23 protein-coding genes are annotated in these 26,205 nt (G+C 40.6%); 3 read left to right on the top strand and 20 right to left on the bottom strand.

Annotated elements, in window-relative coordinates; all coding sequences use genetic code 11:
- Positions 1 to 39: 39 nt before the first annotated feature.
- From U9J37_RS12295 to wecB, 16 genes are all read right to left on the bottom strand, one after another.
- The gene (locus U9J37_RS12295; protein WP_005471023.1) at positions 40 to 1,749 is read right to left on the bottom strand and encodes a hypothetical protein; all 1,710 of its coding nucleotides are present in this window, start codon (positions 1,747 to 1,749) and stop codon (positions 40 to 42) included.
- Positions 1,746 to 3,017: an oligosaccharide flippase family protein gene (locus tag U9J37_RS12290; RefSeq protein ID WP_005470949.1), complete on the bottom strand. Its 1,272-nt coding sequence runs from the start codon at positions 3,015 to 3,017 to the stop codon at positions 1,746 to 1,748. Before U9J37_RS12290 ends, U9J37_RS12295 begins: the two co-directional genes overlap by 4 nt.
- Positions 3,014 to 3,673 carry a hypothetical protein gene (locus U9J37_RS12285; RefSeq protein ID WP_005470871.1) on the bottom strand — a complete coding sequence of 220 codons (660 nt, stop codon included), beginning with the start codon at positions 3,671 to 3,673 and terminating at the stop codon, positions 3,014 to 3,016. Before U9J37_RS12285 ends, U9J37_RS12290 begins: the two co-directional genes overlap by 4 nt.
- A gap of 383 nt (positions 3,674 to 4,056) precedes the next feature.
- A complete protein-coding gene (locus tag U9J37_RS12280) occupies positions 4,057 to 5,007 on the bottom strand; it encodes a Gfo/Idh/MocA family oxidoreductase (protein ID WP_322413825.1) in 951 nt (316 codons plus the stop codon).
- A gap of 9 nt (positions 5,008 to 5,016) precedes the next feature.
- Entirely contained in the window at positions 5,017 to 5,997 is a 981-nt protein-coding gene (locus tag U9J37_RS12275; RefSeq protein ID WP_005470992.1) for a Gfo/Idh/MocA family oxidoreductase, read from the bottom strand.
- 41 nt (positions 5,998 to 6,038) lie between these two features.
- Positions 6,039 to 6,812: an oxidoreductase gene (locus tag U9J37_RS12270; RefSeq protein WP_005471158.1), complete on the bottom strand. Its 774-nt coding sequence runs from the start codon at positions 6,810 to 6,812 to the stop codon at positions 6,039 to 6,041.
- Entirely contained in the window at positions 6,813 to 7,502 is a 690-nt protein-coding gene (locus tag U9J37_RS12265; RefSeq protein ID WP_043886767.1) for an acylneuraminate cytidylyltransferase family protein, read from the bottom strand.
- 24 nt (positions 7,503 to 7,526) lie between these two features.
- Positions 7,527 to 8,489 carry a Gfo/Idh/MocA family protein gene (locus U9J37_RS12260; RefSeq protein ID WP_005471014.1) on the bottom strand — a complete coding sequence of 321 codons (963 nt, stop codon included), beginning with the start codon at positions 8,487 to 8,489 and terminating at the stop codon, positions 7,527 to 7,529.
- Between the two features lie 3 nt (positions 8,490 to 8,492).
- Positions 8,493 to 9,554: a nucleotidyltransferase family protein gene (locus U9J37_RS12255; protein ID WP_043886768.1), complete on the bottom strand. Its 1,062-nt coding sequence runs from the start codon at positions 9,552 to 9,554 to the stop codon at positions 8,493 to 8,495.
- Positions 9,544 to 10,179, bottom strand: a complete 636-nt coding sequence (locus tag U9J37_RS12250) for an acetyltransferase (RefSeq protein ID WP_005471125.1) — start codon at positions 10,177 to 10,179, stop codon at positions 9,544 to 9,546. The genes U9J37_RS12255 and U9J37_RS12250 overlap by 11 nt, the downstream gene beginning before the upstream one ends.
- 22 nt (positions 10,180 to 10,201) lie before the next feature.
- Positions 10,202 to 11,275, bottom strand: coding sequence for an N-acetylneuraminate synthase (gene neuB / locus U9J37_RS12245; RefSeq protein WP_005471080.1), 1,074 nt, complete (start codon positions 11,273 to 11,275; stop codon positions 10,202 to 10,204).
- Positions 11,276 to 11,282: 7 nt separating this feature from the next.
- On the bottom strand, positions 11,283 to 12,476 hold the full coding sequence (gene neuC / locus U9J37_RS12240) for a UDP-N-acetylglucosamine 2-epimerase (protein ID WP_005470934.1): 1,194 nt from the start codon (positions 12,474 to 12,476) through the stop codon (positions 11,283 to 11,285).
- Between the two features lie 17 nt (positions 12,477 to 12,493).
- Positions 12,494 to 13,645: a LegC family aminotransferase gene (locus U9J37_RS12235; protein WP_005470932.1), complete on the bottom strand. Its 1,152-nt coding sequence runs from the start codon at positions 13,643 to 13,645 to the stop codon at positions 12,494 to 12,496.
- Positions 13,646 to 13,657: 12 nt separating this feature from the next.
- Positions 13,658 to 14,848 carry a UDP-N-acetylglucosamine 4,6-dehydratase gene (locus U9J37_RS12230; protein ID WP_005471061.1) on the bottom strand — a complete coding sequence of 397 codons (1,191 nt, stop codon included), beginning with the start codon at positions 14,846 to 14,848 and terminating at the stop codon, positions 13,658 to 13,660.
- Positions 14,848 to 16,113: a UDP-N-acetyl-D-mannosamine dehydrogenase gene (gene wecC, locus U9J37_RS12225; protein WP_043886769.1), complete on the bottom strand. Its 1,266-nt coding sequence runs from the start codon at positions 16,111 to 16,113 to the stop codon at positions 14,848 to 14,850. The genes U9J37_RS12230 and wecC (U9J37_RS12225) overlap by 1 nt, the downstream gene beginning before the upstream one ends.
- Positions 16,114 to 16,132: 19 nt before the next feature.
- A complete protein-coding gene (gene wecB / locus U9J37_RS12220) occupies positions 16,133 to 17,257 on the bottom strand; it encodes a non-hydrolyzing UDP-N-acetylglucosamine 2-epimerase (RefSeq protein WP_005470979.1) in 1,125 nt (374 codons plus the stop codon).
- Between the two features lie 439 nt (positions 17,258 to 17,696).
- Here wecB and U9J37_RS12215 point away from each other — a divergent pair, with 439 nt between their 5' ends.
- The 3 genes from U9J37_RS12215 (at position 17,697) to U9J37_RS12205 (ending at position 21,349) form a co-directional block, all read left to right on the top strand.
- Positions 17,697 to 18,929 (top strand): exopolysaccharide biosynthesis polyprenyl glycosylphosphotransferase, encoded by a 1,233-nt coding sequence (locus tag U9J37_RS12215; RefSeq protein WP_043886770.1) that lies wholly within the window; start codon positions 17,697 to 17,699, stop codon positions 18,927 to 18,929.
- 77 nt (positions 18,930 to 19,006) lie between these two features.
- Positions 19,007 to 20,266, top strand: a complete 1,260-nt coding sequence (gene wecC / locus U9J37_RS12210; protein ID WP_005471089.1) for a UDP-N-acetyl-D-mannosamine dehydrogenase — start codon at positions 19,007 to 19,009, stop codon at positions 20,264 to 20,266.
- A gap of 9 nt (positions 20,267 to 20,275) precedes the next feature.
- Positions 20,276 to 21,349 (top strand): glycosyltransferase, encoded by a 1,074-nt coding sequence (locus tag U9J37_RS12205; RefSeq protein ID WP_005471161.1) that lies wholly within the window; start codon positions 20,276 to 20,278, stop codon positions 21,347 to 21,349.
- Between the two features lie 25 nt (positions 21,350 to 21,374).
- Here the strand turns inward: U9J37_RS12205 and U9J37_RS12200 are convergent, their stop codons facing one another.
- From U9J37_RS12200 to U9J37_RS12185, 4 genes are read right to left on the bottom strand one after another with little or no spacing between them, the layout of a single operon-like run.
- Positions 21,375 to 22,664: a capsular polysaccharide export protein, LipB/KpsS family gene (locus tag U9J37_RS12200; protein ID WP_005471111.1), complete on the bottom strand. Its 1,290-nt coding sequence runs from the start codon at positions 22,662 to 22,664 to the stop codon at positions 21,375 to 21,377.
- Positions 22,661 to 23,731: a glycosyltransferase family 4 protein gene (locus tag U9J37_RS12195; RefSeq protein WP_157607815.1), complete on the bottom strand. Its 1,071-nt coding sequence runs from the start codon at positions 23,729 to 23,731 to the stop codon at positions 22,661 to 22,663. Before U9J37_RS12195 ends, U9J37_RS12200 begins: the two co-directional genes overlap by 4 nt.
- 1 nt (position 23,732) lies before the next feature.
- Positions 23,733 to 24,422, bottom strand: a complete 690-nt coding sequence (locus U9J37_RS12190) for a class I SAM-dependent methyltransferase (protein ID WP_043886771.1) — start codon at positions 24,420 to 24,422, stop codon at positions 23,733 to 23,735.
- Between the two features lie 35 nt (positions 24,423 to 24,457).
- Positions 24,458 to 26,200: an asparagine synthase-related protein gene (locus U9J37_RS12185; protein ID WP_005470990.1), complete on the bottom strand. Its 1,743-nt coding sequence runs from the start codon at positions 26,198 to 26,200 to the stop codon at positions 24,458 to 24,460.
- Positions 26,201 to 26,205: the final 5 nt, after the last annotated feature.

Here is a 26,205-nt window from a genome sequence, read left to right as displayed (position 1 = left end):
ATCCTATTAATATATATGTTAATCATACTTTAAATAAAATTATAGAAGGTAGCTAGAGAGAGAATCAATGCCTTTGTTGTCAAACATAGAATATCTAATTTCATTAGTTTGCCTTACGAGTTTTTTATAATCATTAATTTTAAGAGAAAGGTGAGTTAAATCCTCAACGTTTAGACCATTATTTCTAAAGCAATCAAGAACAGGAAAAACAAGAGATCTATCATAGTCAGATATAGTGATAGTTAACGTAGGGACTCCACTTGCAATACATTCAACGGCGATTGCTGATGTTTTAGTAACGCACACATCAACCATTTCTAAAATGGTATCGTTAGATAATCCATCTAAAAAATTCAACTTATCCCTTAGTGAAGCTGTATAATTAACCATGCTATCTCTCGGATGTAATTTAACCGACAAGTCAATATTTTCATCCTGGCAATATTTATATAAAGCCATTAGAATTAATTCTGTAGTTTCAAACTCATATGGCTGAGTAAAAAAGACAATGTTCCTCACTTTGTTAATGTTGCTTTTTACAGTTTTTAATTCAAAAGCCACACCTTCGAACAGTAAATCTCCTGTCGACTTATATCCGCCTTTAAAATCCAAGCAAGATAATTTACTGTCACAAAGTAAATTTGACACTGGGAAATCGTATGTTAATTCCGAAACAACATTTACTGTCTGTATTGTATTTATACTACATCTGAGTCTATCAGCTATACCTTTATCGAGGTGAGCAAAACGACCTTTAATAGCAAAGCTATATAGTTTGACGACATTTTTATTATATAGAGAACTAATTGCGCACTTTTTATATATATCATCCGTTTTAAACAAATATACCTCTTTAAGTAACTTAGTTAAGTCTATTCTTATCCTATTCGCAGTGATTATTGTAGGCTTTGAACCACTTCTCTTATCTGTTAGTCTAAATCTAATTACATCAAATAATGATGGAAATATAATAGCAACATGATCATTATCTTTCATCAACTTCAGAATACTATTTATTCCAAAGCTTCTTACCTGAGGAAAAAAATATATTGCACCACTTCGGCAAGTTTTTTTGTTAATGATCTTTAGCGCGTAATCAAGTTGACTTTTTGTTCTACAGATAAAAAAATGATTTGCATGAGGTAACGTACACCTTTGACTTCTTTTATTGAGAACATGATTCAATTTAAAAACAAAAAGCTTGACAACTAGATTTATAAAGCTGATGAACTCAATAATTTTAACAATGATGTTTCTAGTAACTTCATGACAAAAAAGATCGCCTTTGACATTTATTACCCTAATACGATCTTGAAAATTATCAACCAAAACATTAGCTACTATGGCTCCTATCAACTTACTAGAACCGAAATACACCTCATGGCTTTTATATCCAATGAGAGGGAGTTGATTTTTCTGAGTTTCGGATGCAAATACGTCTATACAAAACCCACTCTCCAACCATTGATCACATAGTTTCAGACATTGATACACATTTACTAAAACACCACTTGATAATGAATCAAAGTGGCCAAACACAGTAGTATCGCCTAAGTATTTAGTCTCGAAGTCAGAAAAAAAATTGAATATCTCGTTTATCGGTAATGGTTCAATCTTAGAGATAAGTGATGCTTTATCTACTATACTCTGAATATTGCAAAAATCCAAACACACGATCTCGTCATACTTATCCCAACAAACATCATACTGTTTTGAATCTGATAGCACTAAAGCTACTTTTTTAGTCATAAGCTATAAACACCCATTAATGCGATACATACTATAATAATCAGTGTAAAGTATTTTGATAACGATAAAATTTTACAGCCAATACCATTTTGATGAAGATAATATAAAGAAACACAAATTATAAGAATATGCGAGAATAGAATAACTGACAAAGCACCTACTACACCATAAGAACTTATAAATATGTAGTTAAGTAACGTGGTTAGCATAGCAATCGAAACATATATATACATTTGCTGCTTTGTCTTTTCTAAGAAGTTCATAGTTAGTCCAACACCAAGAGTAGTGGCAGCGGAAATAAAAGATACCAATAGAGATACAATTAGTATATATTTAAAATCCTCTGCGGGAATACCTAACCACAAATCCAAATATAGCTTAATAATTTGATAAACAGGAAAAACAAATACAAAGCTACAAACAATCATTATTGACTGCTCGAAAAATGCATCATCCAACATCTTTCTTTTACTTAATGTATTGTAATACCTTGGTGTAAAATAAATAGACAACCCTTGAAACAACAGAAAATACACAGAAGCATACTTGACCACCAAAGAGTAAACACCTAGTTCATATTCAGTAGCGTATTTTTCAAGAAAAATTCGGTTTGACCATGTTAAAACCCATGCCGACAATACTGTTGGAACAAATGGAATAGAGTATCTAATCACTCTTGATATATCATGGTTAGATATTTTTATTAAAGGCTTGGAATATGAATTGGCAATATAAACAATTATAATACAAGCCGATATAAGCAAGCCATATATATATGACATATAACCGATAGATAAATAGCGTACAAATAATAAAACCGAGCAGAATAAAGGTACTGTTTTCAATAATGACGCAAGCAGGTATTTAATTGGTTGTGATTGATATTGATTCCTAACTTGGCAAATAGTAAGCATAGAAAAGCTAATTGATGATATATATATCACAACATAGTTCAGGTATTCAAAATTCCAAAACTTGAAAAAATAGGGAATGAATGTTAGTGGTATAAACAAGGCTAGAGCAATTTTAACTGAAACTATAAGAGCCATTTCAACTATACCCTTGCCAATTTCGTTATAGTATCTTGTTACGCCTTTCTCAATAGAAACAGACACTACTGCCTGAATCAACATTTGATATGTCTCGAATAATGAAATCTTTCCATAATCACTTACGGAAAGGTTTTCTGATAATAGGAAAACTGTTAGAAAAGTAAATATCTGCGGTATCAGCACCGCTAAACCAAATGTAATTACAGAAAGATTCACACTAAAACACCAAGTACTCTTTCATACGTATAATCATGTCCATAGGAACTAAAATGATGATTATCAGAAACATAAGCTAATTCTTTATTTAATTCATCAAAGATATTCACAACACAATTATCACCCATTACTTTATGTAGAATATTATTGTATTTCACAATATTATCTTTTACTAAGGGATTCGCTCTGCAATATGCATTATTTGCCGGTGCAATTGGTATTACTATTAGCTTTGTGTTGGCGAAAAAATCTCTAATTTTAATTATATTTTCCTCAAAGGTAACTTCATCGACATAACTAATATTTCTTAATCTTACTATACCGCCGTAATACTTACTTACTAAGAATTTTGAAACCTTGTTGATTACAGGGAGTCTTGATAGTATTTGAAGTTCGGACTTTCTTAATGCTCTAGGATAACAATCCACTATACCAACTTGTATAATCACAATATCTGCATCATAGGCACCAAAATGAATCGACAGATTTTTTACAATCTCACTGGTTGTTCTGCCTGTCTTTATATCAAAGTAAAAATTGTATTTTTCTTTTAACTTTCTTGCTAGCTTATATGTCCACGTATTACTTGCCAGGGGGGAATCTTCAGCTATTCTAGGATAGCCTAAAGAATCCGTTAGTAATAAAACACTTTTCATTAGTATTTCTCTTGTGATATCCACATTAATCTTGATATTATATTTTGGATTTTTGATTACTTAAATTATTTTTCTACCACTTTAACAATGCAAATATACGCCTAGACTTTTATTAATATTAGTTTTGTTAGTTTAAACACTAAGTAAAAGACCAATCCCTTGCTGCCTATACTTTTCGCTTCAATCACTTAAATCTAGCAAACATATATAAAACTCATTTCGAGGCTGAACTGCAACGCGATTATTCTATTTGAGTAGTTTCCAAAAAATCTCATGCTATTAAAGCTATTCGTTTTTTCATGGTTTTGATATGACTTTAAATCGTTAATTAACCTTACCTTAGAGTAAAGCATGAGATTGTATTTATATTACATATGCCATCTTTAATTAATGACTGTATACCCTGCCATTTTTTCATATACAGGGAGCATAGAAAACTGTTCACTTAAACTACAAAGCTCGTCGGTTTGACCTTGTAAAAAAGCTTCTGTTTGTTTATACAATCCAGGCTTATATTGAATATCCAGAGCATCATCTACTTCTAATTCTTCAATCAACACGCTGCCCAATTTCTGAATTTGTAGCTTTTCCATCGGTCTAAAAATCAAACGATGTGCACCAGTCAGTACTTCGACACTCCAACGACCTGGAGCTCCCCAATTACCATGATAAGCAAACAAAGCACCTGACTCTGAAACTCCAGCACCAGAGAAATTATATGAACGCGGATGCCAGTCTTCACTACCGCTAACGAAGCAACTTAGTTTCTTTGGGAATCCTCCAAGAAAAAATGCCATATCCGCAACATGAGTCGTATTTGCTAAGAACCAGTTTTCTTTTACACCTTCAGCTTTATTCAACTTCGAGATAACATGTCCCCATTCAGTCAATTCAAAATTAAAGCTCTGCACGCCGCCATCGAGTTTAATAATTTCTTTCGCAGCAAGTAGGGATGAGAAGAATCTACGATTGTATGCTACATAAACCTCAGCACTCTTGCATTCAGCGTACTTTGCGAGCTTTTCAATCTCTTTTGCGTCTAGCCCACCTGGTTTTTCCACCAAAATTTTTTTAACACCATTATCAATCAATTTGATCGTTGTTGGTGCCAGTTGCTCAACTCCTGTTGTAACAATACCAAACTTGAATTGTTGAACATCTTCAGCCTCACAAAACTTATCTAATCCACCAATATATGGGCTAATACCAGTCGCATCTTGAAACTTTACTGCCGAAGCCTCGCTACGTCCTACGACAACAAAGTCACGCTTTAGGCCATTAAGCACTTTTACGTATTCTTGTGCCATAGCTCCGGCACCGATCATTAATATCATTTTTAAACCTTATGTAATTGGAACTAACTGTTCTTGTTCAATGCTTGGACTGGAGTTGAAAATTGGTGCGGCTTTGCGTAAGAACTCTGAATGTAGTATGCTTGATTCTGTTAACGTCGTCAGGTCACAGTCTTGATTGTTGATTAAATCCAATACTACTTTGTTTGATAATTGGCTTTGGAATAAAATCTGCAGTGGCGACTCTTGTACTGTATCACCATTTTGATTAAACCAACGCACTGCACCTTCACGTTCAGAGAGCTCAATTCGCTCACCGTCAGCGATCAAAGTTATATCTAGCATGACTTGACCGCTTTCTGTTTGCTCACAATATAGTGCTAGCCTATGTTGGTCTGATTTAGCTGAAAGCCCACCAATGAGCTCTTTGTAGCCAGGGCGCTTGCTATCAATAACACTGACGTTGGCTTGAAAATCCAACTCATAACTCGAGAAGCCCACGAAATAGTTCCACAAATCAATAAAGTGGATAGCATTGCAGCCCAGTCCCCAGTTGCTTCCTTTCACTTCTAGAGTAACCGATTGAGCGCCTTGACAATATTTCGCTAACTCTTGATATGCAGGGAATTGCCTTCTTGGGCAGTTAACCCAAGTCTTCACGCCAGCGTTTGCCAATAAAGTTTCCGCTTCTACAAGTTGTGCAGCAGATTGAAAAATAACTTTCTCCAAAACTAGGTAGTCAACCTTTAGCTTTTCAATCAACTGCTTAACGACACCTAGGCGCACGGCTGCGTTTGTCGCCACAATCGCGACTGCTACGTTCAGTCCAGCGATCGCTTCCATGTCCGTAACGTATATCACCTCAGGAGAAGTTTCCTGAGCAACCTCTTGGTAACGCTGTTTAGCAACGTCGAGTGATTGCTCGGATGGGTCTAGAACATAGATGCTGAACTTGTCATCCAATTGCGCGAGTGCTTGAAGGTGTCGGCTGCCCAACTGACCTGCACCAATAATAAGTAAATTGTCTTTCATGTAACTAATGCCAATCTAAGTTTTGAATTCTGTGTTGCCGTTTATAGGCTAAAGCCATCATCAACCACGATGTTCTGACCGGTGATGTACTTTGATTGCTCTGATAGTAGGAACAATACCGCACCAATTACGTCATCAACATCTAGCATGCCTGCGCCATGAGTTTTCTTTTTATAGGCTTGTAAGAAGGCTTCAGGTTGATGATCGAAAATGCCACCAGGGCTAACGCTGTTGATGCGGAACTGACTGTCGTTCACATAAGCAACCACATACTTGTTAAGATGTTGAATCGCCGCTTTAATTGCCGCGTACTCCACAGGCATGGTCATCGGAGTGTTGTCATAGATATCGAACTTTGGTGCAACCACACCATAGATAGAAGAGATATTAACGAGTGAGAATTCTCTGGTATTACGCTGAAAATAAGACGCGGCTTGTTGAGAGAATAAAAAAGCACTGCCTAAGTGCAGTGATAGGTTGTCATTAAAGCTTTCAAGGCTCACATCGAAGAAGTGTTTTCCGTAAGTTGCGTTTCTTGGGTAGGTCGCGTTGACTGCGCCATCAACAGACTCATCCAACTGGGCGAAAAACTGCTTAACATCGCTTTCATTCGTCACATCAAGCGTATGAAATGAAACGGCTTCAGCGTTAATATCACAGCCTAGGTTTTCAATACGCGCTTTCATGCTGTCGACATTAATATCCGCAGCAACCACTCGTGCGCCTTGTGCAAGCACTTTGGTTACGAGCTTAGAGCCCAATAAACCACCAGCACCAGCGATAAAAATCACTTTATCTTTTAATAAATTATCCACTTAAAGACCGCCTTCTACGATGGCTTCTGCCAATTTAAAATCATAAATATCGTCGATATCGACTGATCGCTCTTTTGGCACTTCGATGCTTGTTACTCGTCCTGCGAACAGGCTTTGGTTTTGTAGGATATAACTTGGTGAGGTGACATAAACAACCGTAGTGATGTCAAAGGCAATAGGAGCATCTTGGCGACGAGCAACGCCACCTTCAATCAGATTCATCAGCTGCACGTCTCCGGCTTCACCTCTCCGAACCATGTTGAAGTATGGGCTGCGATTTGCAGGTGTGATACCTATACAAACATCCGCGTTACTATCGGCAATCTGCTTGATTGCACCTTCTACATCATCAACGCTACGCAGAGGGCTGGTTGCCGGCAGGCTGACAAAGCGGTCAAACGAGCCATAGTTATCAGTAACCCATTCAACCGCGTGCATCCACGAAAGCCATTCAGGGCTGGTATCTGACGCAAGCTCAGCGGGTCTTTCAATCAAGATCGCATCATTTTCCAAAGCAACCTCAGCGATCGCCGCATCATCTGTTGATACAAAAACTTTGTCTATCGATGAACATGCTTTCGCAACATCTATGGAGTATTGCAGCAGGGGTTTACCGGCTAAATGTTTAATGTTCTTACCAGGCAACCCTTTTGAGCCGCCTCTGGCAAAAATAAAAGCATGGTTTTTCATTGTGACGCCTTTAATAACAATATTTTAGTGACTGGCTGCTCTGATTTGCTGGATAAGCTCAACACTCTGCTTAGCCTCTTCGACATCAATGCAGGAATGATCTCGCCTTTCAATTTTAGAGATAAAATCGGTCACCATATTCAAATACATTTGGTTCTTATCCCAATCCGGTTCACTGTAAAGCACTTCATCACCTTTAGCGCTAGCAAGGGTAATTTCGTTTCTTATAAGATCCCATTCTAAGGTACCTAAGCTACCGATAACTCGACATTTTCGGTATGGTTTTCTCTGTAAGAAGTCTAAGTGGATATTAAAAACTGCACTTTGACATATAGCAACTATATCAGCGCAATCTTCGACATCGAGCGACAATTCATCACCAGAGCGTAAGATCACATGTTTCACATTAAGTGAACCAAATAGCCATTGTACATAATCGAGCTCGTGACTCAGCTCTAGGAGTGCACCACCGCCTAGTTCTGCATTTGCAGAAACGCTACTGCGATAGTCCTTGTTAGGGCGCCAGTCTGGCAAATACTGCCCAACCTCAACATTTACGTTATATATGTGCCCTACTGCTTGTTGAATTAATAGCTCCTTAAACACGATAGCCGATGATAAGTAACGCAAGCAGTAGCCAATCGCTACAGGTGTATCAAACCTATCTGCAGCGTGAAGCAAAAGCTCACTATCAGAAACACTTACAGAAAGTGGCTTTTCAATTAGAACCGGAATATTCGCTTCAATCAAAGGAATTGCATGCTTGGCATGAAATGGCGCAGGAGATGCAACAATGGCGAGCTCTACGTTATGGTTGATAAGTTCATTAATCTCATCAACTATAACGTCACAATCGGAGACTGCTTGCTTGGGAGCTCTTCCACTAGCAGACATCGCAACAAGCTTGCTATTAGGAAAAAGCTTCTTGAGGTTTTTGCGATGACGAGTTGCAATATTCCCTAAACCAATAACGGCAACACATTTCATCTGTTAGTCCATTCCTAGTGTGTGTATATCCGCTTTTGCACGGTTGAAATCATCCATACGACCTATATCTAGCCAGTATTCATGGATAGGGAACATCAGAACGTTATCGCGTTCTTCCATGTGACGCTCAAGCAGCGTTGGCATATCGATACGGAAGTTCTTTGGTACCGAGTTGATAACTCTTGGTGACACAACATAAATGCCCGCATTTACGAAGAATCGCTGAATCGGCTTCTCCACCATGCTGGTGACTTTGTTGCCTTCGCCATTAATTACACCATAAGGGATCTGATAGTCGTACTCACGCACACACATTGTCGCGTCCGCCTGGTTCTCCTGATGGAAATCAAGCAAGCGCTGGAAATCAACCTTGGTTAACACATCACCGTTCATCAGAATCAGTGGTAAATCTGCAGGTAAAGACTCAGGTAAAAGCCCCAAAGCACCACCAGTACCTAAAGGTTCATCTTCATGCACATAATTGATTTTAATACCTAAATCAGAACCATCACCGAAGTAATTGATGATCTGTTCTGGCATGTAGTGTGTCGATATATAAAAATTCACAAAGCCGGCTTTCACAAAATTGCGGATCACCGTTTCAAGAATAGGTTTGTTGCCAATCTTGAGCATTGGCTTCGGGCAAGAGTCTGTCAGTGGTCTTAATCGTGTACCAAAGCCCCCCGCCATAATAAACACAGGGTTTTCATAGCTTGGTTTGTCCACTAGCGCGCCGTGAAGCGTTTCTAAACCGGTAAGTTTGCCATCGTCAATCAGTGGGATAAATAGGATATCGAGCTTGTTCATCAACTCAATCAGCTCTTCTCGAGAACTCGAAGCCTTGGCAGTAATCGGGTTAGAGTTCATCACCTCTGACACCGGGCTATCTAGCCCCTTACCCGCTAATAAACCTCGACGTATATCACCATCGGTCACCACACCTAATAGGCGGTTATCATCAGCAACCACTAGCGCTACGCGCAGGGCTTCAGAATCGATAATCTCTAACGCGGTTTTTATGGCTTGCGATGGCGATAATACCGCTTTTTTCCAACTATTCATCATATTCGAACAACTTGTTTTTTTGCTTTAATTTAGAAAAAGTTATCGTGTTTGGCTGTACATCCGATAAGACGGTGGATCCCGCCCCAACAATACAACCAGCAGCTAACGTGATGCCTTGAATAACCGTAGCACCTGCACCAACGTAAGCCGACTCGCCAACATTGACTTGACCACAGAGCGTCGCACGGGGTGCGATATGGCAATAATCGCCAATACTAGCGTCATGTTCAATAAGCGCTGTACTGTTAATCACACTGTGGTCACCCAACGTCGTACCTGCTTGAATGATTGCTGAGTGTAAAATCTGACAACCTGCACCTATTTTGGCAAACGGCGAGACCGATGCGCTGGTCGCGATAACCGTCTCAAACTGATAACCCAAAGAGAGAAAGTGTTGATTCACTTTTTGCTTAAGTTTGGACTTCGGCATCACACCAATACCGTTCACCAAGCGCACTTGATTTGGAGAAAAGCGAAGGACATCGTCATCACTCTTTAAATGAGATATACCATCAAATACCACTCTTTGACTGATATCTACAGGGCTAACGACAGCTATGATATCTCTTCCTTGACCAAGCAATATTTCAGCAAGAACTGAGGCATGACCGCCTCCACCAATCATTACAATAGGAAGATTCACCTCATCACTCAATGATCAGCTCTCCTGCTTTGTATCCTTTGGTTGCTTTAGTGCCAAGAAGTTCCCAATAACGATAAGGGGACAAACCAATTCCTGGACGCTTAATTGTGAAGTTATATTCTGTTAACTCTTCCCCCTCTTCAATATCCATTGCTGCTACTAAGCTTTTTCGCGCTACGGATTTGTTTTTCACTTCAGAAACTGTAGGAGTTTTTACGCTAGAGCCTAATGCAATCTCAATCTGACGGATGGCTTTTACCATTGCCTCTAGCTCTTGTGGCTCTAGAGAAGCTTGATGGTCTGGACCTTCCATGTTTTTATCTAACGTAAAATGCTTCTCTATCAAAACAGCACCACGAGCAACAGCCGCAATAGGAATCGTTATTCCTTCACTGTGATCCGAATAACCTGCTGCCAAATCGAATGCTCGCCCTAGCGTATCCATTGCTCGTAGGTTGATTTCTTCCATTGGAGCAGGATATTCCGTCGTACAATGAAGAATTGTTACTTTCTCTTTTAGCGCTTTTTGACCAGCTTCTGATGCATAAGCCTCTTGAAAACCTAGCATCGAAGGTTCTGCTTTTTCATCTGCTGTATAACCGAAAGCAATAACTCCAAGAGCTGTCTCAATTTCGGAAAGTGTTGCCATACCTGTTGATACAATAAGATCACAACCGGTACGAGCATGAGCCAATACAAGAGGAGCGTTCGTTAACTCACCGGAAGGCAACTTCAAGCGCGTTAACCCAAGCTCCTTGACCAAGAAGTCTAAACTTTCTACATCAAAGGCTGTTGACAGAAACTCAATACCAAGGGATTCGCAGTATTTTACGAGCTCATGGTGAGTTTCGTAAGACAGCTCTAAACGGCTTAACATCGCTAACTGGGACTCTTGCTTTTGAGTATTTGTTACTTGATATTCGGCTTGTTTAGCCTCTTCTGTAACTAGGTTTTTTGCTTTAAAAGTTTGAAACTTTACAATATCCGCTCCTGCCTTGTGAGCAGCATTGACCAAAGCAAATGCTAATTCTTCTTGACCGTTATGGTTTACACCCGCTTCGGCAATAATCAAAGTCATGATTGTCTCACTCTACTTTCTTGTTTAAGTCAGGTTCAATTTTGACATCATAAAAAGACTTACAAGGTTCGAAATCCAGCCCTTTAATCATCTCTATGACTTGCTTGCTACTATCCCCCTGTCCGTAGGGGTTAGCAATATTCTCATCTTCAGCTTTATACTTTCTACTCACAGCAAGGCTAATCGCGTTACTGATAGATTCTTTTGTAGCATCTGCGTTTAGAACACTTTTGGCAGCCAAACGCCCTTTTTGTCTAGAGCCTATATTCACTGTAGGAACATCAAAGGCTGGCACTTCTATAATACCACTAGATGAGTTGCCGATAACGGCAGCAGCATGTTTGACTGCACTTAGATAACGTACCTGCCCTAACGATGGTATTGCTAATACACGCTCAGGGTTACTTCTAGCATATTCTTCAAGTATTGGGATAATTCGTCGCCCACCATCATCCGCATTGGGATACGTCAAAATTACTTGATGGTCGGGAAACGTATCTAAAGCATCGAGTAGCGCTTGAAAACTTTCTTCAGGAGCTTCTTCACCTAAGGTCACTGGATGATACGTGACAAGAAAGTAAGGCTTATCAATTGAGAAATTAAGAGATTCACTTAATTCCTGTGTATCCATAAAAGAAGCTCGTTTTAGATGATCAAGCCCAATAGCCCCAATATTTTTAACGCGCTCAGGAGATTCTCCTAACTGGATAACTCGCTGACGATACTCTTCTGTCGACGTACCATGCAGGTAACTCAACTTTGTAATAGCATGACGAATCGCATCATCGTAAGCACCTTCCGTTATCTCTCCACCATGAAGATGAACAATTGGAATACGAAGTATCATGGCAGTTTGCGCTGCAGCAAGCGCTTCAAAGCGATCCCCAAGAATGACAAGAACATCTGGTGCTAGTCGCGACAAGGCATCGGCAAACCCTAAGACCCCCAGCCCCATACTTTTCGCTGTACCTACAGCGGAATCAGAAGACAACAAAATCTCTATTTTCTCATCGATATTGAAGCCATCTTTTTCAATTTGTTTGTAAGTATCACCGAATTCCGGTGATAGGTGCATACCAGAAACAAGCAATTGAAGTGTTAGGTCAGGATCGCTTTGTATGTCCTTTAAAAGCCAAAAGAGCAGACCATACTCTGCTCTTGTACCAGTAAAGACCGCAACCTTTTTATGTGTCTGCGTCATGTATGTATTAAACCTACTTAGCCTTTGATTTCCACTGGGGTACTTGGAAGATTGATTAGGTGCGCCTCAATAAACTCTGAGTAAGTTAGGTCACCACGTATTGAATTCTCAAACATAGGTAATCTGTGCATGAGCTGCCAAATAGGTCGAGTCATCACGCCTGAACCATTTGTGCCTTTAAGTACCTCTTCGCGACTTTCTTTATCCGGACAAATGATTGCATTTAACCAATAGTTTGACTTCGCATACTCTGGCTCAGTGACAAATTTAAAATCTGTACCTTTGAAGAAGTTTTTATAGCGTTCTGCAAGCAATCTCTTTTGCTTCAAATACTGCTCGATAACTTCCATCTGTGCACATCCCAGAGCAGCATTCAGGTTAGGCATGCGGTAGTTAAAGCCAGGTTCATCATGGAAGAACTCATACGGATGAGGAACTTTTGCTGTCGTCGTGACATGCTTAGTACGCGCACCTAATTCTTGAGTCTTACATAACACCATGCCACCACCGCCTGTGGTGATGATCTTATTGCCATTGAAGCTGACAGCACCAAAATCACCCATAGTACCGGTGTGTTTGCCCTTATAGAACGAGCCTAGGCTTTCTGCGGCATCTTCAACCAACGTGATGTTCCATTTCAAGCAAACGGCAACCAGTTCATCAAGCTCTACAGGGTGACCAAACGTGTGCATTGGTACAACGGCTTTGATCCTTCTACCTGTTTTTTTATGGATACACCCAGCGTCTGTGACTTCAGCATTCTCTTCTAAAAATGCATCCACAGCCTTAGGGCACAACCCTAAACTCACTGGAGATACATCCAGAAAAATAGGCTCAGCGCCCATATGATAAAGAGCATTGCAGGTTGCAACAAAAGTCAAAGCTTGCGTGACAACCAAGTCGCCTCTTTGAACATCAGCCATGTACAATGCAGCATGCAATGCTGCTGTACCATTCACTGTCGCTACAGCTTTAGCCGTACCAGTGTAAGTTTCAATTTTTCTTTCAAAATCATCAACAAACTTACCGACGCTAGAAACAAATGTACTTTCAATCGTTTCCATTACGTACGCTTTTTCGTTGCCATCGAAAGTCGGTGCATGTAAGGGAATAAATTCGTCTGTTTTGTAAGTATCTCTCACAAATTCAACAATAGATGTCGCTTTCATTGAATGCTCCACTTACATCTTGCTATCGAGGTATTTACCCGTTTCTTTGTGCCCAAAATCAGGGATCATGGTAAAGAACAGTTTCACAATCTGCTCTTTAGTCCAAGCTCGCTCACCTTTCATCTCAGAGATGCTGCTTTCAAACAAAGTAAGAAGCTCTTGCTCATAAAGAGGTTCATTTTTGATGATGCCCAGATTTTCGAATCGAGACATATCCAGCTCTTCTTTATCTGTAAAAAACTCTTCGAAGTCTTTTTCACCTGTTGTATCACTTGCAGTAAATAAACATGGCCACTTACCTTGCTCTGGCAGCGTATGTGCAAGTTGGCGTGCTTCTTCTTCTGTGTCACATAGGTGAGGTTCAAAACCAAGTTGCTCTAGGTATTTCACCGCAATATCTGCAAACGAAATAAGATGCAGAGCTTCGCTCAGTTTCGGGAAGAAAATGTCACGGTTTTCACCAAAAATACAAGACATTAAGCATAGTTCACCCGACTCTTGAGGAGTAACAAAATAACGCTTGATGTCGTTTGGGGCTACGATAGGTTGACGCTTTTGGATACGTTGGTTAAATCCGTGTAGCAGCGAGCCATCAGAGAATGCCACATTTGCAAAGCGAGCAGTTGAGATTGCCATTTGCTCACTTTTACGCATAAGGAACATTTCCATAATGCGCTTTGACGCCCCCATCATGTTAACAGGGTTTGCAGCTTTATCTGTTGAAACACAGAAGTACTTTTTCGCACCAGCATTAATAGACTGCTGAATTGTTTTGTCGGTATTAAAAACGTTTACATCGATCATGCGCATCAATGTATAAGGATCTTTTTCACTTCTAACATGCTTAAGCGCAGATAGGTTCAATACATAATCGAACTTACCATCAGCTTTAATGAATGCGTCGTACTCTAGAGAACCAATGTCCAAAGCAAATGTTTGGAAGTCACCATCAATGTAACCAAATGAACTACGGATATCTCGAACAAGCTCTACCATATTGTTTTCACTAATGTCGACAACATGTAGCTTCTTAGGGTTACGTTTGAAAATCTCTTTAGTTACGGCTTGTCCGATTGAGCCAGCGCCGCCCAGAACAAGGAAACTTGACGCAGAAACAATACGTGATAGCTCTGCTTCATAATTTTCAATATCTTGCGTAAATAGGGCTTCGGTACGACCGATTAAAGGCAAAATAGCATTCATTACCAAATCCCCTTGGTATCTACTAAGTATGGTGAGTTTATTGACTCAGCTTTAAATTCTTTGTGGTCAACAAGCATAACGTGGATATCAGCGGTTGATTTTGCAACGTCAAGGCTCTGAAGCTCAACGTGCTCTAATGAACTTGGTAGTTGGTGAATATTAGGCTCAACCGCAATCACGTTTCCTGTGTGGAAAGAAGCAATTTCTTTTACAATCTGCATTGCAGGGCTTTCACGTAAGTCATCGATATCAGGCTTAAAAGCTAGACCGTAGCAAGCAATTGTAACTTCTTTGACAGTTTTATTAGCATTCTCTTGCAAGAAGTCTGCAATAGCCATTTTAGTCTTATCGACAACCCATCCTGGCTTACTGTCATTAACCTTACGTGCAGTGTGAATGATCTTAGATTCTTCTGGTGTTTTTGAAACTATAAACCATGGATCAACAGCAATACAGTGGCCGCCTACGCCCGGGCCTGGTTGAAGGATGTTCACACGAGGGTGACGGTTTGCTAGTGCGATCAGTTCCCATACATTTATGCCTAACTTGTCACAGATGATGGATAGCTCGTTAGCAAAGGCAATTTGTACATCGCGAGAGCTGTTTTCTGTTAGCTTCGCCATTTCTGCCGTGCGAGCATTGGTCACCACACACTCACCTAAAACAAAGGTTTTGTACAACTCAACCGAACGCTCTGAACAGCGAGCAGACATACCACCAATAACGCGGTCGTTTTCTACTAGCTCACGAACAACATGGCCAGGAAGCACGCGCTCAGGGCAGTGCGCCACGTTAACATCCGCATTATCACCATGTGTTTGCGGGAAGGTAAGATCCGAACGAGCTTCAGCAAGCCAAGCCGCCATTTGCTCTGTCGCACCGACAGGAGAGGTGGATTCTAGAATCACCAAGTCGCCTTTTTTTAGCACAGGAGCAATCGCTTTGCTTGCTGCTTTTATGTAAGACAAATCTGGAGCAGGCACTTCGCCCTCTTCACAAGGTAAGAACGGGGTTGGTACGGCAATCAAAAACGCTTCCGCTGGTTCTGGGGTAGTGCTAGCTTTTAAGTAACCCTCTGATACCGCCGCACTTACGATCATATCCAGATCGGGTTCTACAATATGGATTTTACCTTGGTTGATGGTATCCACTGCGTGCTGGCTAACATCCACACCAATTACTTTTTTCTTACGTGATGCAAACATCGCGGCGGTAGGTAAACCAATGTAACCTAGGCCAATAACTGAAACTGTTTCAAAAGACATTTTCATTTCCTGAGATTTTTTATTTTGCTAATTCATCTAAAATTCGTTGGCATGAGAGGCCGTCACCGTAAGGATTGTGTGCGAAACTCATTGCTTTATAAGCCTCTTCATCTTTTAACAACACTTCTAAGCCTGAGACGATCTTGTCAACATCGGTTCCCACTAGTTTCACGGTGCCTGCTGCAACGGCTTCTGGCCTTTCTGTGGTGTCACGCATTACCAATACTGGCTTGCCTAATGAAGGCGCCTCTTCCTGAATACCGCCGGAATCGGTAAGGATGATGTGCGCACGGCTCATCAAGTAAATAAAAGGAAGGTATTGCTGAGGCTCGATAAGGTGCACGTTATCCACGTTGGATAGAATGCGATTTACTGGCTCTCTTACGTTTGGGTTCAAGTGAACTGGGTATAGGATTTGCGCATCAGGGTTGTCTTTTGCTGTGCGTGCTAGCGCTTCACAAATACGCTCGAATCCACCGCCAAAGCTTTCGCGGCGATGTCCAGTGACCAAAATCAACTTTTTATCTTCTTTTAGCATTGGGAACTGAGCCGCTAGTTGCTCGTTCAGTGCTGTATCATTGTCGATTTTGTCTTTCACCATAAGTAATGCATCGATAACTGTGTTACCGGTGATACAAATATCCGCTGGATTAGTGTTTTCTTTAAGTAGGTTGTTTTGGGAGGTTTCGGTTGGCGCAAAATGGTATTTGGTCAGCGCCCCAGTAAGCTTACGGTTTGCCTCTTCCGGCCAAGGCGAATAGATGTTGCCAGTGCGTAACCCCGCTTCTACATGGCCAACTTCAATTTGCTCGTAGTAAGCGGCAAGGCTGGCGGCAAAAGTAGTGGCCGTATCACCATGAACAAGCACCACATCAGGCTTATATTCTTGCAGCACAGGTTTGAGCTCTAACAAGATACGTGCGGTCACGTCATTGAGTGATTGTCCTGCCTTCATCAAGTCCAAATCATAATCTGGTTTGATCTCAAACAGTTCAAGCACTTGGTCAAGCATTTCACGGTGCTGAGCAGTCACACAGCACTTTGCTTCAAATCGCTCATCGTTTGCAAACGCATGGACAAGCGGTGCCATTTTGATGGCTTCTGGGCGCGTACCAAAAACCGTGAGGACTTTTTTTCTAGACATAATCTTAATTTACGTTGGAAGTAGAATAAGTGAGTAGTAATTAAGATTCCGAGTTACCTTGCAATACCATGTACCGCTAGAGAAAATAATTCAGACTAAGACACGCTACCGCCCTTAGGTTTAGCTCCCAAAGGCAAATAGGTAGACATCCAAACTGTCGGGGGAATCCCATAATTGGCGGTGAGTATATCGAAAAATACGACTTAAATAAAAGTTATCTTGGAAAGTAAAATAAATAATTAATAAGTAGTATAAAGATACTGCCCCCATGTGACTTATTGCTCAATTCCCACCCGACTAATCATTATTTCACTCACTAAAATGATGCTCCTTTTACTTCTTAGAGCCACTAAGAGTGTCGTTGCAACCATGTCGACTCTACACGTATCAATACCTCTTGTGGTAGCATACAGGCACTGACAGCCCTAGGTGATGAAACGTGAGAAAACTGCTAAAAAATTCAATTGTATGCCACGGTATCGGTGTGTTTGGTACCCTATTACTCCTTCATATTATCACGGGCTTCAGGGCTAACCTTCCCATCACGGTTATCAATAGTTTTTGGCTCGTCAGCTGCGCCTATGTTGCTACCTCTGTCACTATTCCCAAGATTACTAACTACTTGCTGGTTGATCGGAAGTACTACATTTTGCCGGTTCTGGCTTCCATCTATGCCGCCGCTATGGCTTTTATTTTGTTGTTTAGGGTTGAGTACTCACGTGAGATTCTTATTTACGCTTTTAGTATTCATTTGTTTTGGATGTACTTTTCTGCCGTATACCGCAAAGAAAATGCCAAACTCAATTTAAGTGCAATCAATAATTTTGATGTTGGCAGCCTTGATAGTAGACATGCACGTATCCATCTATCACTTTTACGTGAGCCTCTCTCAATGTCTGAGATAAAAGATGGCTTAGTGGTTGATTTACATAACAAACTCACACCAGAACAAGAGAAGTTTGTTGCCGATTGCAGTATCAATAACATTCCGGTTTTCCATTCGGAAAGCATTCGAGAAATGATTGAAGGCAAGGTAAAAACAAGTCACTTGTCTGAGAATGCTATTGGTTCGCTTGTTCCTAACCCTGTTTATCACAACCTAAAACGTGCTTGGGAATCAGCCTTAATCATTCTGAGCTTTCCAATCACGCTGCCTATCATGGCTGTCACTGCTTTACTAATTAAACTGGAAAACCCTGGGCCTGCAATGTTTATTCAAGAGCGAGTGGGGCAAGGTGGCAAAACATTTCGCATCTATAAGTTTCGAAGCATGACGGTAAAAAAAGCTGGAGCTGAGGATAAATTTGCCACCGAAGAGCAAGCACGAGTGACCAAAGTCGGCAAATTCATCAGAAAGGTTCGAATTGATGAACTTCCTCAGTTTTTCAATGTACTAAAGGGAGAAATGTCACTTATTGGACCTCGACCAGAGCAAGAAAGCTTCGTAAAACAGTTTGAAAAAGAGATTCCTTTTTACGGCTACCGCCATATGGTCAAACCCGGTATTACCGGTTGGGCACAAACCGTTCAAGGATACGCCGATGACACGGATTCAACACGTGAAAAGCTGGCCCATGATCTTTATTACATCAAACACTTATCTTTCTGGCTAGACATGAATATTGTGTTGAAAACATTAAAGACTATGATGACCGGTTTTGGCGCTAAGTAATAGTTATAGCTACTCAAAGTGAGCATCATACTGAGTGTGGATAATCCAAGAATTAAAGAAATAATAGTAGGTTAACAATGTCATTTGAAAGAGTTTCTGTTATTGGACTAGGCTACATTGGCTTACCAACAGCGGCAATGTTCGCTTCAAGAAAAAAGAAAGTCATCGGCATAGATGTAAACAAAGATGCGGTAGATACAATAAACAATGGTAAAATTCATATTGTAGAGCCGGATCTAGACATGCTCGTACAAGCTGCTGTTACTGAAGGATACCTGTCCGCATCAACAACTCCGGAACCAGCCGATGCTTTTCTAATCGCCGTTCCAACTCCATTTAAAGACTCATCTAACAACGGTATTCCTGAACCTGACCTAAGCTACATAAAAGCGGCAAGCCTCGCGATTGCACCTGTACTAAAAAAAGGGGATTTGGTTATCCTTGAGTCGACCTCGCCTGTTGGCGCTACAGAGCAAATGGCAGAATGGCTAGCAGAAGTTCGTCACGATTTGAGCTTCCCACAGCAAAATGGGGAAGAGGCTGATATCAACATAGCTCATTGCCCTGAGCGAGTATTGCCAGGAAAAGTGGTACGCGAGTTGGTAGAGAATGATCGCGTTATTGGTGGTATGACTCAGAAATGTTCTCAGAGAAGTATTGAACTGTACAAAACATTTGTGCAGGGTGAATGCGTTACAACAAATTCAAGAACGGCGGAAATGGCTAAGCTGACCGAAAACGGTAGCCGAGACGTTCAAATAGCCTTTGCTAATGAACTTTCAGTGATTTGTGACAAACTTGATATCAACGTCTGGGAGCTAATAGCTCTTGCGAATCGCCATCCTCGAGTTAATATTTTACAACCAGGCCCAGGTGTGGGTGGACACTGTATTGCCGTAGACCCTTGGTTTATAGTAGCAAAAACACCAGAACAAGCTCAGCTCATTCATACAGCACGACAAGTTAATGACAGCAAACCACAATGGGTGATCGATAAGGTTAAAATTACATTAGCCGACTTTCTGCAAGCGAACCCGGAAAAAAGCATAAGCGATATTACTGTTGCTTGTTATGGATTAGCCTTTAAGCCAGACATTGATGACCTTCGAGAAAGTCCTGCGCTACAAATTACTAAAAACATTGCCCAGAGCCATACAGGAAGAGTGATTGCAGTAGAACCAAACATTAAACAACTGTCATTAGAAGACGTAAGCTTGGTTACCATTGAAGAAGCGCTCGATAAAGCGGATATACATGTCCTCCTTGTTGATCACAAGGAATTTAAGTCTATAACTGTGCCCTCTCTCTACTCGATAGACACTAAAGGAATTTGGTGAGACAACTGAATGAAAAAACTACTATACGTTTCAGATAGTTTTAGGAGCTTATCCGTTTTCGAAAGCCAAGTGCATACGCTCTGCAACAAACACGCTGAACGCTATGATGTGACGTTGCTTGCTTTATGTAAGGCAAGCGAGATGTCTTTACCTAGCTTACCAGGCGCGAAATACAAGCTAGAAAAGTTTAAAAAGCTGCCAAAGTTTTTTAGCATGTTCTCACAGAAGATCGCTCTGCTTACCTTTAAACAAGCATCGCTATTTGAGCAAGCGGACATAATCCACTGCCGTGGCCATATTGGTACTTTGTTTGCGCTATTAGTCTGTCGAAAACATGGTATTAACAAGCCAATTATTAGTGATATTCGTGGTGTGGTTCCAGAGGAGTTTCTATCGCTAGATATTCCGTTATCTAGTCTGTATTCCAAACTCGCTAATCATGTAGAGTCATATCTATTTAAAAACATAGACCAGTTTTTTTTCGTAAGTAGCAATATGGAAGCTCACTACCGACAAAAGTATGGTAAATACTCGTTTTCTTCAGAAATATATCCAACTATTGTCAACGATGAACTATTTTTCCAAGACGATGAAAAAAGAAAAAAGAAAAGAGAAGAGTTAGGTTACTCAAAAGAGAATAAAGTCTACTGTTATGTGGGTAATACCGCATCATGGCAAAAGCTAGATAGTATTTTGACAGCGTTTGATAATAAATCGCGGAAAGATGATGAGCTTAGATTGCTGGTGGTGACGACGGAGCCAGGTGCAGTAAAAGAGATGCTTCAAAACCTCGGTATAGTAAACCCACATATTACTGTTACTTCGAGTGAGTATAAAAACGTGCCACAGTTCTTAAACGCAGCTGATTACGGCCTACTTATTCGAGATGATAACGTCGTAAACCGAGTTGCATCTCCAACAAAACGAAATGAGTATGCGGCATGCGGGCTGCCGATCGTTACGCGCTTGGCTGATATTGGCGAGCTCAAGAAGCATGAGAGTCTTTCAGATTATAAGAGCTTAGATACGATTGCTTACGGCCAGAGTAACTGCTACGAAAACCTCTTAACACAATCGTCCTAGTTGATAAGCTAGCGATGCTAGCTTATCAATCACTCCTATAAATACATGATCTAATTTGATCCGCAGCTCGATTTATCTGCCTTTCTGTATAACTGAAACCAGCGCCGTGAATGCTGTATTCGTACTTTAAGTAATTAAGAAAACCGCGACGAGCCTCCACCGATACGGGTTTGGGATGAGACAATACTCTCGATAGCTCATTCAAAGAGGTCGGCTGACAAATATCTTCGCGGGCAAAAAAAGCCCTTCCTAATACAAACAGTGGCTTATCTGTTTCAAGCGCTTCCATACAAACCGTTGAGTTCACGGAGACAATAGAATCGGCATTACCGACTAGTTTAGTTGTATTCGCTTTGGTAAAAACTGTTTCGTCTCGAGCTTCATAACATCCCAAGTCATTAGGATGAAGTTTCACAACAAGTTGATGGCTCGCCGCCAAATCTGACTTATAAAACTCCTGCTCTACTCTAGCTAGCAATTCCTGGTTCGAGTTAAAATCACTATGGATAAGGAACTGCGTATCGTTTTCTAGCTGCATTGGAAAAAAGACATATGGCTTCTCTGGCAAAGTATCTAAGGCGTTACTAGCCGTATGAACTCTACTTTTAACACTTTGCTGCCAAAAACGCTTTAAGTACGGTCGAATTCGAAATGCGTTATGTAAAATTGGAGAGTTTTTTCCTAGTACCCCACCTAACTTACTCAGAATCAAAAAGTAGCCAAAGTTTAATTTAGATGTTTTGCTCTCATGACCATGATAGCGCGTGGCTACATCAAATTTTGCTTCTTCGACGTCAGCATATTGAGAAAAATCCATATCCAAAGTGGTAATACTAGAGTTTGCGTTGACACCATGGAAGTCCAATGTCGTCGTAAAAGGGCGAAATAGCCCTAATTCGCTGACACAGAAAGGGACACCTTCTTCTAGGCATATCTCGCGAGCAATAGCGTGCTGCCATCTTAAATCGTTGTGCATCATCACAAAGTCAATTTGATGCTCCCGGAGATAATGTCGAAAGTAGTTTGCAAACGACGCAAACCAAGCTAACTCTTGTTGGGTCAGCTCTCGATGCTCAAACTTTCTCACATACGCTGAATAGTGATTATTAGACCTAGATGCTAATTCCAGATCTCTTTCCGTATAATTCTTATGCTTCTTAAGTATCCTTCCAATATACTCGCAACGGCCCCCTTTGAAATAATGCTTATAACCAGATTTAGAAAATATGGCTGTGAAACTATTTACCTCAGGAAGATGTTCTACAATAAGAGAGAAAAAGGGAGAGCATGCGGTATCTAAAGACAATATATTCATAGTTGCGTACGAAATTGTTCTTTCCAAAGTTCAATAATGGCGGTTTTGCTAAATCTTTGGCGATTTTTGAAAGCATTTTGAGAGAGCTTCCTTCTTTGTTCGCTGTCATTCGCTAGCGCTATCAACTTATCCGCAAACTCTTTTGTATCAAAGGTTGAAACTAAATAGCCATCTTTGCCATTTTGAATAATTTCAGATGGTCCGGTCTCGCAGTCAAAGCTCACGATAGGTAAACCATGAGCTTGAGCTTCAAGTAAAACCATAGGAAAACCTTCGTTACGTGAGGTTAGGATGTATATACCAGATTGTTGGTACTCTTTACTGATGTCGTCTGTAGGTTCATTAATGTGAACGACATGATTCAAGTTCATTTTTTCTACTTTTTCGAGCAGCCAGCTCTTTTTTTCACCCTCGCCATAAAGAGTAAACACCCAATCAGAGCATTGTTCATGTACTAACTTGATAATGTCGACTAAATAGTCAATACCTTTCATTTCGTTGTAACGGCCAACAAAGAGAAATTTTTGGTTATTGCTGTACTCTACATTTACGCTAGAGAAATTGGTGAAGTTCGGGATAACAGCGACATTCTTAAGGTATTTGTCATAATAACGATGCTTGTCCGCATGAGTCAGGCATATTAAGCGTTCTAACTTAGGGTATCTCCACCTTTTAATCACTTTCCTCAACACGCCATAGTGGTTATGCGCTAAGTGCTCAGCCCCCCACAAGCGAGCTTTATGGAAGCGACAAAAACTAGCAAACAAAGTCATCGCTGTACCAACCGCAATCACAATTTGGTAATCATGCTCATTGACATAAGTCTCTACTTCATCACGAAGAGATGAGTACCAGCTTAGCTTGCCTACGGCATTTAACCCATGCAATGCGGGCATATCGAGGTAGTCAATATTCGAATGTTCAACCTTATCAAATTTCGCAGCAGCTGACAGAGCATGAACTTGGTATTCACCATGCAGTGATGCAAATTCATCAACTAAATTCATGGTTACTCGCGACAACCCTCCGGGCATAGTAATGTCGTTGATAAGATATAAGATTTTCACGCTATTTTCTCGCAATCACAGTATAACCATAACATTCTAATTCTGGGCGTCTATCGAGCTTATCTAAGTAAGGTGCCGATTTTTGTCCTAACCACCAAAAAACACTCAGGAACAACTCTATTACTTTTCTTATCACCTTAGGACCTTTAATGAAACGCAAAGAAAAGTAGTTCCATTTCATTACTTGAGTGGTAAAAAAGCCGGAAGACGCTTTTACTTCAATCTGCTTGAACCCTGCCTTTTCTAGCATGTATTTTAAGCCATAAGGCGTATAACGGAAAAAATCGTAAGGAGCTTCGTGAATCCACCACTGCCAAGGCACTTGTAAGACTAACGAGCCTTCAGGCTTTAGCACACGATGGGCTTCATTAAGCATGGTCTGAGGCTCACACAAGTGCTCTAGCACTGAAATAGATACGATGGTATCTGCAAGACCATCATCAATTGGTAGGGTTTTGTTAAGATCCGCCAATATTTCTGGTGCACTGTCATGACTACAATTACCCCAATCAACACCGACATAACTCTCGGCATTTTGGAGAACAAACTCTTTTAGTGGTGACTCCCCACAACCAAAATCGTAAACCACCCCCTTGAACTCATTGGAGTGAGCGCTGAAGAACTCTTCCATAATGTCATATATCAGCCAGTTATGTTTCTTTCGGTTACTAACCTTATATGCAGTAATCAAAACTACCTCATTAATTTAGGTGGAAAACAGTGCTATCACTTAGTGTCTAGTACCTTTGATAAGAAAATCTCGAGTGTTGCTAATCTCAAAATAATACTTGAGTTATCGACTTTCTCATCTGCTAAGTGCTCTTTCAACTGAACACCCAATGTTTCATCCGCAAACTCTCGCCACAACACAGAAGTATCTTTAGAGGCGAGTTTGGTGAAAAACTCCCTACTACTGTCACTCCGAAGCCAATTTGGGTAATCCGTAAACTCTTTCCCTTGCTTTCGGGTAAAGCCCGGACCGAACAAAAGCCTAATGATACGATGATACACTTTCATATATAGCGGTTTTGGATGTAATAAGCCGACAACTTTTCCTGTTTTCTGCCAAGGTATCTCAAGGAAAAAATCAGGGAAAAAACGTTTGAGCATCTCTGAATAAATTCTGTTGTTTGCTCTAAATGCGTCCGGTAGTGAAAAAACAAACTCGACTAACTGATTATCGAAAAATGGCTTTCGCTGCTCTAGGTAGTTGAGACCGCAAACACTTCCCATAGCGGTAAACCGTCGAACACGGTTCATGTAAAGTACAGGTTCAACTGAGTCAATATTGTAGAACTCATTGTCTACATCAACCATATAAGAGAAGCGCCCAAAAAACGAGCGCACATTCTGCAGGTTTGCTCTCGTATCCCATGGGATTTTACCAAGGAAGCCGCCTCCCAATATTGCATCCCCGGCATAACCATTTAGATTGACGTCAATACGCTGAGAGATGTTCGGCAAAAACTCACACCCGTGCATATGCTGCATATCAAGTAACCCACTGGTTACGTCGATATATGGTAAACGACTTTCCAGCCAATTGTCTTGAGTAAAAATATATGTTTCATGATGCCATTGAGCTTTATCCAATACTTGACTGGCAAACTTAATATCATCACAACCAGTTATTCCAAACGTGTAGCCGACACATATTTCGGAGGGATAAAGCCTAGAAAGGGCTGCCACTATAGCTCTAGAATCCAAACCACCGCTTACTGCAACACCAATCTTTTCATTAGCACTGTAACGTCGCTTAACTGCTGAAAGAAAAAGTTCTCCGAGTTGTTCAACGGCATCTTCAAACCCTATACTCCGTTTTGATATGTTGCTCCAACTCCAATAACGACTGACCTTTGTAGTGTTTGACTCTATATCAAAAGTAATAACAGTGGCGGGACTAATGAGTTTTATGCTTTTAAATAGCGTTCTGTCTTCTAATATGTAACCTAGCTCTTTAAAACAGGCAAGGCTATCTACATCTAACTCCTTAGATACATCACCAACTGCTAGTAGATCAGAAATACTCGTTGACCAAACAAATTTTGACCCGGCATGGCATAAATACAGCATACGCATACCGTATCGATCAGATATGAGTTTTACCCGTTTAAGCTCATGATCATACAAAACGGCACAAAAGTACCCATCAACTCGTTCAAGCAAAGATTCTAAACAACCAACTTCTATTGCTTTTACTAGTGAAAAAGCAAATGATTGTTCATCTATAAAAGGAAAAATGTCTTTTAGTTCTGCGAGATTGTACGCTTCTCCATCCACCCAAGCTGAGGTCCTATCTGATGATGAATGGCTCATCTTTCTGCGTTGTTCGAGAGAAGTTCCATGAGCAAATTCCGAAGAAACGAATGACTCTACTTTGACTTTTCCACAAGAGTACATCTCGTGAAAACGGCTTTCCATTGCTTGAAAATCTCTCTTCTTAAACTGGGAAGACGCTATACCAAACATGTAAT

The sequence above is a fragment of the Vibrio sp. 16 genome (assembly GCF_963681195.1).
In the GTDB taxonomy this organism is placed as follows: Bacteria; Pseudomonadota; Gammaproteobacteria; order Enterobacterales; family Vibrionaceae; genus Vibrio; species Vibrio sinaloensis_D.
This window is presented reverse-complemented; position numbering and strand designations above follow the sequence as displayed.